Annotated in this window: 15 protein-coding genes and 1 pseudogene; 6 read left to right on the top strand and 10 right to left on the bottom strand. The window is 55.6% G+C overall.

Annotated features, from left to right (window positions below; genetic code table 11):
- Together EDF73_RS10760 and seqA are read right to left on the bottom strand one after the other, a co-directional pair.
- Nucleotides 1-230: pseudogene (locus EDF73_RS10760) on the bottom strand (phosphoglucomutase, alpha-D-glucose phosphate-specific); the annotation flags it as partial.
- 32 nt (nt 231-262) lie between these two features.
- Entirely contained in the window at nt 263-811 is a 549-nt protein-coding gene (gene seqA, locus EDF73_RS10755) for a replication initiation negative regulator SeqA (protein ID WP_132728982.1), read from the bottom strand.
- Between the two features lie 183 nt (nt 812-994).
- Between seqA and ybfF the strand changes: the two genes are divergently transcribed.
- The 4 genes from ybfF (at nt 995) to fur (ending at nt 3,620) form a co-directional block, all read left to right on the top strand.
- Entirely contained in the window at nt 995-1,768 is a 774-nt protein-coding gene (gene ybfF / locus EDF73_RS10745; protein WP_132728978.1) for an esterase, read from the top strand.
- Nucleotides 1,769-1,901: 133 nt separating this feature from the next.
- Nucleotides 1,902-2,195 carry a LexA regulated protein gene (ybfE, locus tag EDF73_RS10740; RefSeq protein WP_132728976.1) on the top strand — a complete coding sequence of 98 codons (294 nt, stop codon included), beginning with the start codon at nt 1,902-1,904 and terminating at the stop codon, nt 2,193-2,195.
- 149 nt (nt 2,196-2,344) lie between these two features.
- Complete coding sequence (gene fldA, locus EDF73_RS10735; RefSeq protein WP_207896629.1) at nt 2,345-2,875, top strand: flavodoxin FldA; 531 nt, start codon at nt 2,345-2,347, stop codon at nt 2,873-2,875.
- 292 nt (nt 2,876-3,167) lie between these two features.
- Complete coding sequence (fur, locus tag EDF73_RS10730; protein WP_004859602.1) at nt 3,168-3,620, top strand: ferric iron uptake transcriptional regulator; 453 nt, start codon at nt 3,168-3,170, stop codon at nt 3,618-3,620.
- Between the two features lie 62 nt (nt 3,621-3,682).
- On the opposite strand, the gene EDF73_RS10725 is transcribed toward fur, so the two are convergent.
- Nucleotides 3,683-4,828, bottom strand: coding sequence for a phytanoyl-CoA dioxygenase family protein (locus EDF73_RS10725; RefSeq protein ID WP_132728972.1), 1,146 nt, complete (start codon nt 4,826-4,828; stop codon nt 3,683-3,685).
- Between the two features lie 144 nt (nt 4,829-4,972).
- Between EDF73_RS10725 and EDF73_RS10720 the strand changes: the two genes are divergently transcribed.
- Entirely contained in the window at nt 4,973-5,989 is a 1,017-nt protein-coding gene (locus EDF73_RS10720; protein ID WP_132728970.1) for a substrate-binding domain-containing protein, read from the top strand.
- A gap of 42 nt (nt 5,990-6,031) precedes the next feature.
- On the opposite strand, the gene EDF73_RS10715 is transcribed toward EDF73_RS10720, so the two are convergent.
- The 7 genes from EDF73_RS10715 to EDF73_RS10685 form a co-directional block, all read right to left on the bottom strand.
- Entirely contained in the window at nt 6,032-7,204 is a 1,173-nt protein-coding gene (locus tag EDF73_RS10715; RefSeq protein ID WP_207896627.1) for a Gfo/Idh/MocA family oxidoreductase, read from the bottom strand.
- 9 nt (nt 7,205-7,213) lie between these two features.
- Entirely contained in the window at nt 7,214-8,266 is a 1,053-nt protein-coding gene (locus EDF73_RS10710) for a sugar phosphate isomerase/epimerase (protein WP_132728968.1), read from the bottom strand.
- Between the two features lie 71 nt (nt 8,267-8,337).
- On the bottom strand, nt 8,338-9,264 hold the full coding sequence (locus EDF73_RS10705; RefSeq protein ID WP_132728966.1) for a substrate-binding domain-containing protein: 927 nt from the start codon (nt 9,262-9,264) through the stop codon (nt 8,338-8,340).
- A gap of 167 nt (nt 9,265-9,431) precedes the next feature.
- On the bottom strand, nt 9,432-10,427 hold the full coding sequence (gene iolG, locus EDF73_RS10700; protein ID WP_132728964.1) for an inositol 2-dehydrogenase: 996 nt from the start codon (nt 10,425-10,427) through the stop codon (nt 9,432-9,434).
- Between the two features lie 26 nt (nt 10,428-10,453).
- A complete protein-coding gene (locus EDF73_RS10695; RefSeq protein ID WP_132728962.1) occupies nt 10,454-11,446 on the bottom strand; it encodes a hydroxyacid dehydrogenase in 993 nt (330 codons plus the stop codon).
- Nucleotides 11,446-12,264 (bottom strand): aldolase/citrate lyase family protein, encoded by an 819-nt coding sequence (locus EDF73_RS10690; RefSeq protein WP_132728960.1) that lies wholly within the window; start codon nt 12,262-12,264, stop codon nt 11,446-11,448. The genes EDF73_RS10695 and EDF73_RS10690 overlap by 1 nt, the downstream gene beginning before the upstream one ends.
- A 9-nt stretch (nt 12,265-12,273) precedes the next feature.
- Nucleotides 12,274-13,707: an NAD-dependent succinate-semialdehyde dehydrogenase gene (locus tag EDF73_RS10685; RefSeq protein WP_132728958.1), complete on the bottom strand. Its 1,434-nt coding sequence runs from the start codon at nt 13,705-13,707 to the stop codon at nt 12,274-12,276.
- Nucleotides 13,708-14,052: 345 nt separating this feature from the next.
- On the opposite strand from EDF73_RS10685, the gene EDF73_RS10680 reads away from it, so the two are divergent.
- Complete coding sequence (locus EDF73_RS10680; RefSeq protein ID WP_132728956.1) at nt 14,053-14,991, top strand: MurR/RpiR family transcriptional regulator; 939 nt, start codon at nt 14,053-14,055, stop codon at nt 14,989-14,991.
- Nucleotides 14,992-15,127 lie beyond the last annotated feature (136 nt).

Raw genomic sequence — 15,127 nt, 5'->3', positions numbered from 1 at the left:
ATCCCGTTCTTCGCACGGTCTTCCGCAATCGCCTGCGCAATCGCCAGAATATGCGGCTCATTGAAGTTGTGACGCCCGGCGCTGCCGCGATGGCCAGAGGTGCCAAACTTCACCGCATGTTCGGCGTTGCCCGCTTCCGGCTTCAGTACATAGTACTGCGCGGTCAGCTGAGCGACGTTAATCAAATCACTCTGTTGTGCAGGCTGACCCGCACGCTTATCGATTGCCATTGCCTGATCCTTCTGATGCAAGGTGAATAAAACTAAATCGTGCCGCAGACCTTCTCAATTAATTCCGCAGGGAACTGCATCGACTGCATGATGTGCTCAATCATGCTGCATTTACGGCCGGTATTGGTATTGGTGATGACCCACCACGGCGTACCAGGAACCTGTTTAGGCTTGGTCTGATTGCCGCTTTTCAGCAGGACTCGCGAATCTTCAGCAAAGTAGACACGGGTACGCCCGTGCAGAGACTCGGTGGCCTCAGCAAAGGCTTTGCCATCTAAGGAGTAGAGCGTAGTCAATACCAGCATAAAGCGGTTTACCGCGCGTTTTTGTTCGGCGTATTCATCAGATAACAGCAGCTCGCGCATCGCGCGGACTTTATCTTTTGCCGGATTCGCGGGCTTCACCTCTACGGCAGGCGTCGCTGCCGGGGCCAGGGCGGATTTCGCCACCGGTGCGGCAGGCTGGGAAACGGCGGAAAATTTCAGCATGCGCCGTAAAATGTCGGATGCACTCTCGCCGATATGCTGGGTGTGGCTGGCAATATAGCGATAGAGATCATCATCAACTTCAATTGTTTTCATCTTAATCCAGTACGATATCTTATTCTGAATACAAGTTGTCAGGATTATAAGGACAAATCCTGACCGCGGATAGCGTCAAACCAGGATGGCGGTAAAACTCAGATAGCTCTGGGTCTTGCAGCCGAATGGCAGAATGTCCAACATAATACCCTAACCCGACGGAGCGAAAAAAAGAACTTTGCCATGAAATTAAATAGCCGAGCGCAATCTGCACAAAACCCGCACAATAATTCCCCTGTCGTCCTGGTCCACGGCCTGTTTGGCAGCCTCGACAACCTGGGCATCCTCGCTCGCGACCTGGTCGCCGACTACGATATTTTGCAGGTCGATATGCGCAACCACGGTCTTTCCCCCCGTTCGCCGGAGATGACCTACCCGGCGATGGCCCAGGATCTGCTCGATACCCTTGACGATCGCCAGATCGAAAAAGCGACCTTTATTGGTCACTCGATGGGCGGTAAAGCGGTGATGGCCCTCAGCGCCCTGGCGCCGGAACGCATCGCTGGCCTGGTGGCGATTGATATTGCCCCGGTGGACTATCATATACGCCGCCATGATGAAATTTTTACCGCCATTAATGCCGTAACCGCCGCCGGGGCCAGCTCTCGCCAGCAGGCGGCGGCGGTGATGAGAGAGCATCTGCAGGAAGAAGGCGTGATTCAGTTTCTGCTGAAATCCTTCGTGGATGGCCAGTGGCGCTTCAACGTCCCGGTATTGTGGGATCAATACCCGCACATCGTGGGCTGGCAAACCGTGCCCGCCTGGCCCCATCCGGCGCTGTTCATTCCCGGAGGCAACTCCCCCTACGTGACCGATGAATATCGCGCCCCGCTGCTGGCGCAGTTCCCGCAGGCGCGGGCGCACGTCATTGCCGGCGCCGGTCACTGGGTGCATGCGGAGAAACCTGAAGCCGTATTGCGCGCAATTCGCCGCTATCTCGGCTCTTTAGCGGCGTAACTGGCTAAAAACTGCCCGACCGCGCGGCAGAATGCCCGTGGTCGTTGGCGCAGCGGTTCGCCTGATGTATTATGGCGCGCTATCTGTGTCGGCTATAGCCCGGCAACTTGTTTCCCCGAAGTCACTCTGAATCATGGCAAAAGAACAAACGGACCGTACGACATTAGATTTGTTCGCAACCGAGCGTCGCCCGGGTAGACCAAAGACCAATCCGCTTTCGCGCGATGAACAGCTGCGCATAAACAAACGCAATCAGCTCAAACGCGACAAGGTTCGCGGCCTGAAGCGCGTGGAGTTAAAACTTAACGCCGAGGCCGTTGATGCGCTCAATGAGCTGGCGGAAGCCCGCAATATGAACCGCAGCGATTTGATCGAAGAGATGCTGATGCGCCAGCTGGCGACCCTGCACAGCCAGGATAAAGTCTAAAAATCCTCAAAAACACGCTTTCATGTAGCAGAGTGTGCAGTCGGGCGTGATTGCTGTTTCCGCGCCCTCCCCTGTTCTGCTATGATTGCCGTTATCTGCGGGCATTACGCCACTACCACATCATTAAGTTTCAAGAGGTTATTTTACTCATGGCAATCATCGGCATCTTTTTTGGCAGCGACACTGGCAACACCGAAAATATTGCAAAAATGATTCAAAAACAGCTTGGTAAAGATGTTGCTGATGTTCACGACATTGCCAAGAGCAGCAAAGAAGATCTACAAGCCTACGACATTCTGCTGCTCGGTATCCCAACCTGGTACTACGGTGAAGCCCAGTGCGACTGGGATGATTTCTTCCCGACGCTGGAAGAGGTCGATTTCAACGGTAAGCTGGCGGCGCTGTTTGGCTGTGGCGATCAGGAAGATTATGCCGAATACTTCTGTGATGCGCTGGGTACCATTCGCGATATCATCGAACCGCGCGGCGCGACCATCGTTGGCCACTGGCCGACTGCTGGCTACCACTTCGAAGCCTCTAAGGGCCTGGCGGATGACGATCACTTCGTCGGTCTGGCTATCGATGAAGACCGCCAGCCGGAGCTGACCAACGAACGCGTCAGCCAATGGGTTAAACAGATTTCTGACGAGCTGCACCTCGAAGAAATCAAAAACGCCTGATAATTAAGCGGCGTTACCGTTAAGTTTCGCCGCATTAATAGATAGAAACAATCAAACTAATAGCTACAAGTTTTTAACTTTTAATCACATATCTGTACAATGTCCTCTGATTTAACGAGGTCAGGTGACACAGTTTGTAGCTGATACCTCGTTTTTGACAGCATACAAGGCCCAATACTTGCAGTTTTCATTTAACGATGGCAGTTCTATAATGAGACGCATTGCATCGGGTGATTCTCTGTATTACTTCCGCTGATGGAAGTAGATCGTTTAGCAACAGGACAGATTCCGCATGACTGACAACAATACCGCATTAAAGAAGGCTGGCCTGAAAGTCACACTTCCACGATTAAAAATCCTGGAAGTCCTGCAGGAACCGGATAACCATCACGTCAGTGCGGAAGATTTATACAAGCGCCTGATCGACATGGGTGAAGAAATTGGTCTCGCTACTGTTTATCGCGTACTGAACCAGTTTGATGATGCCGGCATTGTTACCCGCCACAACTTCGAAGGCGGCAAATCTGTCTTCGAACTGACCCAACAGCATCATCACGATCACCTTATCTGCCTCGATTGTGGCAAAGTGATCGAATTCAGCGATGAGTCTATCGAAGCGCGTCAGCGTGAAATTGCCCACCGCCACGGCATCCGTCTGACCAACCACAGTCTGTACCTGTACGGCCACTGTGCAGAAGGCGACTGCCGCGAAGATGAACACGCGCACGACGCGGTGGAAAAATAATTTCCCGTAGTGCAAACAGCAAAAAGCCAACCGGCAGGTTGGCTTTTTTTATGCCCGGAGGCCTACCCTTTTCTTCGTGCGGTATGCTCATCCAGGGCGTGGGCAAACTGTTCCTCATCCCAGTTATTGTCAAGCGCTTCGAGCACCAATGTCTGCTGAGTTTTCGGCACCATTCCCCCTAACGGCGGATCGGTATCAAGATTCGTCGGGAATGAGTAACCCCGGGCAGCCACGGCAATCAGCGCCTGAAAATCTCCCGCGCGATATTGTCCGTGCTGAAGCTGCGGATAGATTTTTTTCAGCACCCGTTCATGGTTCACATCTTCCATCGGCACGCCGAACGCCGAGGAGACCTGCAAAAGATTAGCGGTACGAATCCAGTCAGCGGTCGTGTTGTTCCCGGCGGCATGAAACAGCGCCGGGTTAAAAAACAGCCCGTCGCCTTTTTGCAACGGCAGCTGCACGTAATGCTGGTTAAAGTAGTCGACGAACGCCGGCTGACGGTAGGCCATATAGCCGAGCTCATACTGATGCGAAAACGGCAGCAGGCGCGTCGGCCCCGACGCCAGCGGCATATCGCTGTGCGCAACCGCCCCTTGTAGGGTCAAATACTGCGACAGGATCTGCACCGAAATGGGAAACTCTGCAACAAACTCGCTCTGCTGAAAGCCGAGATGATAATCGCGATGGGGCTGCTGCGCCTCTCCGCCAGGACGAACCTGATTAACCTGGGAGGTCATGCTCCACGCGGGCCCCAGCCACGCCTGACAAATTAACCCCAGCATTTCGTTGGCATAGTAGTCACAGAAGGTCCGCGGGCTACGCTCCGCCAGCTTTTGTAACGCATTCCAGATCCGGCCATTATTACCGGCGCGTGAAAAATGATCGGCCTGAACCCGGGTGCGAGACTCATCGGCCATGATGGTCTCGAACACCTCAGAGGCGCGGTCGATGACATCCATATCCTGATAAAGCCCGCGCACCACCAGCACGCCGGGACCGTAAGACAGCCCCTGATGCAGCTCACTTAATACCGCATGCTTATTGGCCGCCGCGGCCTGCGCTAATACATCATGGTCGTAAATCAGGATTTCTTCTGCGACTTCGCTGACCAGCGGATAGTCTTGCCTGTTAACCTGCTGCTGGCAGAAGGTGTTGAAATCCTCAACTGAGGCCCGATCGGGTCGGATAAAATATTGCGATGTCATGAGCAGCTCCACGGGATAATGGGGACAGAGGGATATTATTTTTTTGTTCAACGTCTCGAAAACGAACGTTGTTAAGAAATAACTTAGCAGCTAGACTCCACATCAAGAACCTCAAAAACACCTCATAAAAACCTCATGTGATCGATGCCAAAATTTACCCAAAAGCAGATAGCCGCTCAGTCAGGACTGAGTCTCGCCACGATCGATCGGGCGCTACATAATCGGGGGCAGGTACACCCGCAAACGCTGCATCGTATTCAGCAGGCGCTGGCCGATCTGGAACTGCTGCAAAAGTCCGGGCTCGCCCAGGGGAGAACGCTCTATTTCGATGTCATCATGCATACCCCGGAACGCTTCAGCGAGCTGGTCAGGGAGGCGCTCAGCAGCCAGTTAGCCAGCTTCAACCCCTTTCGCATTCAACTTCGCTTCCACTGTTACGAAGACATCAGCGAGCGAGAGATGAACGCGCTGCTGAAAAAAAGCGCGCTCAGCAGCCACGGCGTGATTTTAAAGGCCATGAACTCTCCCTCTCTGGTCCCCACCATCGATGCATTGCTCAAACGCCGCGTTCCGGTTGTCACCATCGTGACCGATATTCCGTCCAGCGCCCGTCTGCGCTACATCGGTATGGATAATGTTGATGCGGGCCAAGCCGCGGCATTTTTGATGTCAAAATGGCTGGGCGCCGACAGTACCCAAATTGCAGCCGTCACCGGCAGCAACGACTTCATCGGTGAGCGGGAGCGTATTGCCGGATTTATCTCCGGAATTGAACAGTTTGCCCCGCGCAACAGCGTCAATGTCGTCGCCGGCGGATTGGGAATTGACCATCAGATGTACGCATGTCTGTGCCAGTACCTTGATGCTCATCCGCATACCGAAGCGGTCTATACCGTCGGCGGCGGCAACGCGGGGATTATCCGCGCCTTCGCGGAGAGAAACAGACGCATAAAGACCTTTATCGGCCATGATTTTGACCGGGAAAACCGGGCTCTGATGCAGGCGGGGAAAATCGATGCGCTGATAGAACACAATCTGCAGCTGGATGCGCAAACCGCATTCCGCTCCCTGCTGGCCTTCCATGGTTTTATCCCTGAGGCCGACTCGCTCAAACCCTATTCGCGGATCAACATCATCACCCGGTTCAATATGTATACCTGAAGCAAGATGCGCACTCGATGAAGAATGCGCATCCACGTCGCCTCAGCGGTATGCTGGCGTGACCCACACCGATCCCTGCTCATGGCTGTCGACAACCGCATCGACAAACGCCACGCCTTTAAGCCCATCGTATACCTGCGGTACGGCGGCCCCCGTCACGCTGAGCGCCTGCTGCGCCTCACGGCTATGCAAGGCTGCGGCGAAGCCGCTGTAGAGGTTGCTGAACGCCTCGATATAGCCTTCAGGATGGCCCGGCGGCGTGCGGGTACGCGCTTGCGTTAGCGCATCCAGATCCGCGCGCCCGCGCTTAATGATTTGCGTCACCCCTTCTAACGGAGTGAAAACCAGTTCGTTGGGTTGCTCCTGGAACCAGATCAAACTGCCTTTTTCGCCAAAAACCCGCAGACGCAGCGCGTTGGCGCAGCCGATAGCCACCTGCGAAGACCACAACATCCCACGCGCGCCGCCTTCATAGCGGATCAGCACATGCGCATTATCATCCAGAGCGCGGCCTTCAACAAAAGTGGCTAAATCCGCCAGCACGCTCTGCGCCTTCAGCCCCGTGACGTACCCGGCCAGATGGTAGGCGTGCGTGCCAATATCGCCAATCGACCCGCCGCGGCCGTTTTTCAGCGGGTCGACCCGCCAGGCCGCCTGCTGGTTATTCTTCAGCTCCACGCCGGTGGCCATCCACTCCAGTGGATATTCCACCTGCACGGTGCGTACCTTACCCAGCAGCCCTGCCGCGATCCGCGCACGCGCCTCCACAACCATCGGGTAACCCGAGTAGGTGTAGGTCACGCCGAGGAAACGCCCGGTTCGCGCCACGATCTCCTGCAGCGCCTCCGCCTCCGCCAGGGTGGTGGTGAGCGGCTTTTCGCAAATGACATCAATCCCCGCTTCAAGGCAGGCGCGGGCTATCGGGAAATGGGTAAAATTCGGCGTACAGATAGCGATGATATCAACGCCGTCCTCGCGGGCCGCTTCGGCGGCAATCATGCTCTGATAATCGCTATAGGCGCGATCTTCGGCGATCAAATTGTCGAGAGCAAACGCCCGTCCCCTTTCCGCATCGACGTCAAATGCGCCGGCCACCAGCGCGTAACGGTCGTCAAGCCGTGCGGCAAAGCGATGAATTCCGCCGATATAAGCCCCCTCTCCGCCGCCCACCATTCCTAAGCGAATACGCCGTCCCTGCAAAGTTTGTCTGCTCATTTTGCCCTCTTAAAGTCCGAGAATGCTTCGGTTTACCGAACGATCGGCATAGGATTTACAGAAATCATCAAAGGATTGATCGGTCACCTTTATGATGTGTTCCGCGATAAACTGCGCCCCCTCCCGGGCTCCGTCTTCCGGATTCTTAAAACAGCATTCCCATTCAAGAACCGCCCAGCCGTCAAAGTCATAGCCGGTCAGTTTTGAAAAGATCGCCCCGAAGTCGATCTGCCCGTCTCCCGGCGAACGAAAGCGCCCCGCCCGGCGACTCCACGGCTGATAGCCGCCATAGGCGCCGGTTTTGCCGTCCGGGCGAAACTCGGCATCCTTAACGTGAAATGCTTTAATGCGTTCGTGGTAATGGTCGATGTAGGTCAGGTAATCCATGCCCTGTAAGATCAAGTGGCTCGGGTCATACATGATGTTGCAGCGCCGGTGATTACCCGTTTTTTCCAGGAAACGCTCAAAGGTCAGTCCATCATGAAGATCTTCAGTGGGATGGATTTCGTAACACAGATCGACGCCTTGTTCATCAAAGGCGTTGAGGATCGGCGTCCAGCGGCGGGCCAGCTCGGTAAACCCCTCTTCAATCAACCCTTCCGGCCACTGCGGATAGGGGTAGAGATAGGGCCACAGCAGGGTACCGGAAAAGGTGACATGCTTCGTCAATCCCAGCCGCCGCGAAGCCTTTGCCGCCAGCAGCAGCTGCTCGCTTGCCCACTGCTGGCGCTCCCGTGGATTATTGCGCAGCGCCGACGGGGCAAAGCTATCGGCAGGCAGATCGAAAGCCGGATGCAGCGCCACCAGCTGTCCCTGCAGATGGCTGGCGAGGTCGGTCAATGCCAGCCCGTGTTCATCGAGGACGCCCAGCACTTCATCGGCATAGGTCTGGCTCTCCGCCGCGCGTTCGAGGTTAATCAGGCGCGAATCCCAGCTGGGAATTTCCACCCCTTTAAACCCTTTTGCTGCCGCCCAGCCGGCAATCGCGTTCAGCGAATGAAAAGGCGCTTCATCCCGGGCAAACTGCGCAAGAAAAACGCCAGGACCTTTCATCGTAAGCATAAAAACTCCGTAATAGAACGTGCACTAATAAACCTCATCAGTGCACTTATTGTGCGTTGACTGTCCCGTGATTAATGGGTCATAAATTTCTGATAATTTTCCGGGGTAATAAGCTGGAAGGGGATAAATTCAATATCTTTAACCTTTTCTCCTTTCGATATTTTCTCAGCCATATCGACGGCGCCGAAGGCCTGGGCTTTGGCATCCTGAAATACGGTAACAGTCATCATGCCGGTTTTCATGGCCTGCAGACCATTATTTCCGCCATCGGTCCCGCCCACCAGAATATCTTTACCAACCTTCATACCGTTGCTTTTAATCGCCATCGCCGCGCCGATAGCCATTTCATCCGCGTTGGCCGAAAGAATATCGATTTTTTGGCCGGTTAAGATCCAGTTATTCATCAGATTCATGCCATCTTCGCGCATCCATTTGGCGGTGTCCTCGAGCACCACATGCATATTTGGGTGTTTGGCGATCACCTCTTTGGCCCCCTGGGTTCTGAAGCGGGTAGCGTCATTATTTAACAGCCCTTTCATAATCGCGACGTTGACGCTTTTGCGATCCTTTACCATGTCAGCGAGATACTGCATCTGCAGACGCCCGGCTTCGATTTCGTCGCTGCCGATATAGCTCACGCCGTCGCCCATTTTCGAATCAGAGGGCATACGGTTGAGATAGATTAGCGGGATCTTCGCCGCCCGGGCCGCCTCGGTAATATTTTTTGTCCCCTGAGTATCGACCGGGTTAACGATAATGACGTCGACCCTGGCATTAATAAAACTTTGCACCTGGCCAAGGGATTTATCGACCGCCCCCTGAGCATCTTCAAATTGCACTTTCATATCGGGATAGGTTTTTGCCCGTTCGGCAATATAACCGCGCAGCCGTGAAAGGAAAACATCATCCATTTGCGCCATCGTTACACCAACCTGAAGAGCCATGGCGGCAGGGCTGGCTAATAATGAGGCAAGGCACAGTAAGGTTATTTTTTTCATGTTCATCTTCCAGATAAATGATTAGCTTTAAATTTGCACCGAAAAATATAAATAAAATTTCCCGGTTCGTTACGTTGAATGGCTATATTCAGCAAAGCGTTCACCGTCCCACCATAGGGAAATAGCCAGCGGCATCAACTCATCCAGATATATTTTGTAGAAAACTGTTAATTCAATCTTACGACCTGCTGGGTATCCGCCGATAATTGTGCGGCGTCTGCCAGGGCTAATGCCGCACAGCCATCGTGAATATTTACCGGTACATCTCCCCCTTGTTTTACCGCACTGATAAACGCCGCCATCTCCAGACGATAGGCGTCGGTATAGCGTTGCATAAAGAAATTAAGCAGTGGGCCACGGACTTCCGTCTCTTGGGCGCCGTAGCGGCGTACGCTGGTCTCACGCTGATTGTCGTTAAGCAGCATGCCGCCCGCGCCAAAGGCTTCGATCCTCTGGTCGTAGCCATACACCGCCTGTCGGCTGCAGTTAATCTGACACTGCTTGCCGGAAGCGGTACGCAGCTGCACCATCACGGTATCGTAGTCGCCCAGCGTCTCCAGTTCAGGTGCAAACAGCCGGCTACCGCTGGCAAAGACTTCCACCGGCTCCTCGCCGAGGATCCAGCGCGCAAGATCGAAATCATGGATCGCCATATCGCGGAATATGCCACCGGAATGTTTGAGGTAGTTCATCGGGGCCAGGCCAGGATCGCGGCTGGTAATCAGCAGCTGATGCAGCTCGCCAATCTCTCCCGCCCGCAGACGCTGGTGAATTTCGCTAAAACCCGGGTCAAAACGGCGGTTAAACCCCAACATGACCCGGGAGGCATTTTCCCCCAGCGCCCGCTGGGCTGCGCGCGCTTTTTGAATATCCAGATCGACCGGCTTTTCACATAATACCGCCTTCCCAGCCTGCGCCGCAGCCAGCATCAGGCTCACGTGGGTATCCGTCGGCGTTCCGATCACCACCGCATCAATAGTCGGGTCGGCGATAGCCTCCAGCGGATCGCTTATCGCTCGTCCGCCATATGCCGCCGTCAGTTTCTGCGCACTTTCAATAAAGGGATCGGCAACCGCCGCCAGCACGGCATCGGGATGGCCTGCTACGTTAGCCGCATGAACATGGCCGATGCGCCCGGCGCCAAGGACAGCAACTTTTATCATGGTATTCTCCACAGGGTCTTCAGGCTTCAAGGTAATGGGTTCATCACCGCATTGATCGCCAGCACTTCAGGGTTGACGACCAGCGACGGTTCCAGACGTTCGTTGAAATAATCGATAATATTCTGCGCCGCCGATACCGACATGCGCATCGCCGCTTCGCCGGTCAACCCGGCGCTGTGTGGCGTCAGGATCAGGCGGTCTTTGTGTTCCAGCAGCACGGAGGCCAGATCCGCCGGTTCGCATTCCAGAACATCCAGCGCCGCCCCGCCGAGACGATTGGCGGCCAACGCGTCGGCCAACCCCTGCTCATCAATGATGCCCCCTCTGGCGGTATTAATGAGCAACGCTCCGGGTTTGAGCTGCGCCAGTTCCGCCCGACCGATCAGCGGCCGATCGCCTACCCGCGGCAGATGTACAGTGACGGCATCCGCTTCCTGCAGCCCGGCGTCAATATCCCGAACCCGGGCAACACCGAGATCGGCAAACGCGCTATCGGCCACATAAGGATCCCAGGCCACCACCTTCATGCGAAAAGCCTGCGCGAGTCGGGCGACCTCCCTGCCAATACGGCCGAATCCGAGGATAAACAGCGTTCTTTCCGCCAGTTCGACGGCAGAAAAGGTGTTCCGACTGTTCCAGTCTCCTGCACGAATCGCCTGGTCGAAGTAACAGACCCGCTTCGCCAACGCGAGCAGCAGCGCGAGGGTATGCTCCGCCACCGAACGCGAATTCACATCGCCCACCACGGCCAGCGGAATGTGCCGGGCGCTCAGCGCTGCGATATCGACCGAGTCATAACCTACGCCGTGACGTGAGACGATCTTCAACTGCCGGGCACTCGCAATCTCTACGGCCGTCAGCGGCTGGGTACGAATCAATAAGGCATCGGCCTGCGGCAAAAACGGCGCATAGCTGTCAACGCTCACCGGCGAAATCAGTTCGACGGTAAATCCCGGGGCACGACGCAACAGCTCAATTCCTGCGGGATGAATTTTCCCGGCCACCAGAACATGCGGCATCAGTAACCCCCCTTCGGCGAAACGCTCCCGGCCGGCGAGGTATTCCCCTGCAGCTGGTGAAAGCGTTGAACGCTGGCGGCGGCGGCGGAACGCAGCAGCTGTACATCATTAGAGACGGTGACCAGATCGAATCCCCAGCTGACGGCCTTCGCCGCATATTCTGGCGTGCCGTTATGCAAACCGGCTCGCTTCCCGGCGCGGTGGGCCGCCGCGACAATTTGCTGGATTGCCGCGACGATCTCCGGCTCTTGCCGATCGAAGCCGGTGCGGTATTGACGTCCCGTCAGACCGAGGGTTAAATCCGCCGGGCCGATGTAAACGCCATCCAGACCGGGGGTATCGAGAATCGCGTCAAGATTGCGTACGGCTTCTGCGGTCTCAATCATGGCGAAGCAGACGACCTGCTCATCGGCATGCTGGCCGTAATCCTGGCCGGCGGAGAACGTCACGCGCGTTGGGCCAAAGCTGCGGCTGCCGGCAGGCGGATAGCGCACGCAGGAGACCAGCTCGCGCGCCTGCTCCGCGGTGTTAATCATCGGGCAGATAATCCCCCAGGCGCCGGCGTCCAGCGCCTTCATAATCATCCCCGGTTCCAGCCACGGGACGCGTACCATCGGCGCCACGCCGCTGGCGCGCATCGCCTGCAGCATCGGCCTGGCATCGTCATACCCGATAAAACCGTGCTGCAGGTCGATCGTCAGCGCATCGTAACCCTGCTCCGCCATGATTTCGGCACTGAAAGCACTGGCGATACTCAGCCACCCGTTCAGCACCGGTATCCCCGCCGCCCAGCAGGCTTTGATGTTATTCGTTTTCATCGCTGCTCCTTACACCACAATTTGTGCCAGCTTGACATTCATATAGTCGAGGAGACCTTCGCTTCCCCCTTCCCGCCCCATGCCACTGGCTTTAATGCCGCCAAACGGCGCTTCTGCCGCCGCCAGCGCATAGCTGTTGATCCCCACCATGCCGGATTCGAAACGCGCGACGGTTTCACGCATCCTGGCCGGATCACGAGTGAAGGCGTAGGCGGAAAGCGCAAAACCGCTATTGTTGACCCGCGCCCACAGGTCATCGTCATCGCCAAAAGAGGTGATGGCGGCAATCGGGCCAAAGTTTTCTTCGGCCAGCGCCCGCGCTTCATCCGGCAGGTCGGCAATAACCGTCGGTTCGAAGAAATAGCCGCCATTGCGCTCGATACGCCGTCCACCGGTCACCACCCGGCCGCCTTTACGCCTGGCATCCTCGACGATGCTTGCCATCTCCTCCAGACGGCGGGGATGAATCAGCGGCCCCATTTGCGTATCCGGCTCCAGCCCGTAGCCGACCTTCAGTCTGCTGGCGCGCGCGGCAAAGCCGTCGACAAATGCGGCATAGCAGCTCTCATGAACATAGAAACGATCGCAGGTCACACACACCTGACCGCTGTTGGCAAATTTGGTGGCTACCGAGAGATCCAGCGCCTTATCGATGTCGGCATCCGGCCAGACGATCACCGGTGCGTTCCCCCCCAGCTCCATGCTCAGGCGTTTGATTGTGGCAGCGGAGTCGCGGATCATCTGCTGCCCCAGCCGGGTCGACCCGGTGAGCGAGATCTTCTTCACCAGCGGCGAACTGACCAGCGGCTCGTAGGTGGCAGAGGTCGGCCCGATCACCAGATTCGCCACGCCGGCGGGCAGACCCGCCCGACGTAAGCATTCAAAAATCATCATTGCCGAACCGGGGACTTCACTGGAGGGACGTAGCACCACGGCACAGCCGGCCGCCAGGGCAGGAGCCAGTTTGCGTGCCACCAGCACCACGGGGAAATTCCAGGCGGTAAATGCGGCGACGATCCCCACCGGTTCATGGTGTACCTCCAGACGCCCGCCCGGCACGCGGCTTTCGATAATGCGGCCGTAGATACGCCGCGCCTCTTCGGCGTACCAGACAAACTGATCGACCGACAGCTCCCATTCACGTTTCGCCTGGGCCAACGGTTTACCGCTTTCCCGGGAGATCGTCAGCGCCGCCTCCGGCGCCATCGCCACCATTTCTCGCGCCACGGCCTGCAGGATATCGGCACGTTGCCAGGCAAGAGTTTCCCGCCAAAGCGCCAGCCCCTGCCCGGCACTACGCAGCGCATCCTGAGTATCGCTTTCTGCCGCCGCCGTAATCTGGCCGATAATCTGCCCATTACCCGGATCGCATACCTCGATCGATTCCGGACCGCTCCCCCGACGCCACTCTCCCGCAATAAACTGCCCATAATCGTCGTACATTGTTGTCATTCCTCCGCCTGCCTCACTGCCTTAAAATCACCATTAATTGCAAACATAGATTACAAGCAATGAAAATTGCAATGATGAATTTCATAGTCAGAACAAGGAAGAAAAAGTGCTTTTAGTCAATAAAAATCAGTAAGATAAAAAACGTTTTCGCAACATTTATTTCAAAATAAACAAAAATGAAAATTTATTTTTACGATAGATATCACAAATTTCACCCAAGTTTTTTCCCTGTTGCCGAACGATCGGATAGAAATAATTGCAGATGAGCTTTTACTCACAATTTTTATTGCAGTAAGGTGCAGGCACAACGGTGTACTGTTCAGGAAGGCGAACGAAATGAGTGAAAAGAAACACAACCCGGTGCCGGATAACACGATCCCTCATCGCAATTATGAGCAGGTCGTGAATGAAATCACCCGGCGCTATCCGCAGCTGTCGGAGCGCTTTCAGCAGGCCGCGCGTTACATTACGCAAAATCCAAATACCGTGGCGCTGGAGTCGATTAACGCCATTGCCGCGAAATGCGGCATGCACCCTTCCGTGCTGGTCCGTTTTGCTCAGGCGTTTGGCTATAGCGGATTTAAACAGATGCAAAGCGTCTTCCAGACCCGGCTGGCCACGGCGGCACCGGGATATAATGAGCGGATTACCGCTCTGGAAAACGATCTGAAAAAAAACCAGCAACAGGGCAATCTGGGCTTTTTGCAAAGCCTGGTGATCCGTGACATCGCAACCCTGCAGGAGCTATTAAGCAATGTCAGCGAGCAGGACCTGGATGTTACCGCCAAATTGTTAAAAGAGGCGGATACGATTTTTATCGCCGGCCAGTTACGTTCAGCACCGGTAGCGCAGCTGCTGCGTTATCTGCTCACCATGCTGAATCGCCGGGTTTGCCTGCTGGACTCCTCCGGGGGCCTGGCCCAACAGATAGCCAGCAATATGCGTGAAGGCGACGTACTGCTTGCCATCTCTTTTCGCCATTACGCCAAAGAGGTGATTGCCATCGCCGATGAAGCGGCCACCCGGCAGATCCCTGTCATCGCCATGACCGATAGCCAGCTTTCGCCGTTAGCCAAAAATGCCCGCGTTCTGTTTACCATCCCGGAAGAAGAGTACAGCTTCTCGCGTTCGCTGGCGGCCCCGGTGTGCCTGGCACAAAGCATTGCGATGGCATTGGCCTCGGCGCTTTCGCCGGAGGAAGCAGAACCACGGATTGAAACGCTGACTGAACAAGCTCAGCACGCAAGCATGGGGCGTAAACGCCAGCGCGACTGAGGATTAATATTTACCCTCTCTCCCGGCCTGCCGGGAAGGGGTGGCCACAGCCTTTTTTTACAACTTTTATTGCTTAGAAAAAATAAAAAGCAATGATTGTTGTCACCCGTAACCAGGATGTCCTTAAACGGCATCC

This window comes from Klebsiella sp. BIGb0138 (assembly GCF_004342285.1).
Taxonomy (GTDB): Bacteria; Pseudomonadota; Gammaproteobacteria; order Enterobacterales; family Enterobacteriaceae; genus Klebsiella.
Note: the sequence above shows the minus strand (reverse complement) of the source record. Positions and strands in the feature narration are given on the sequence as shown.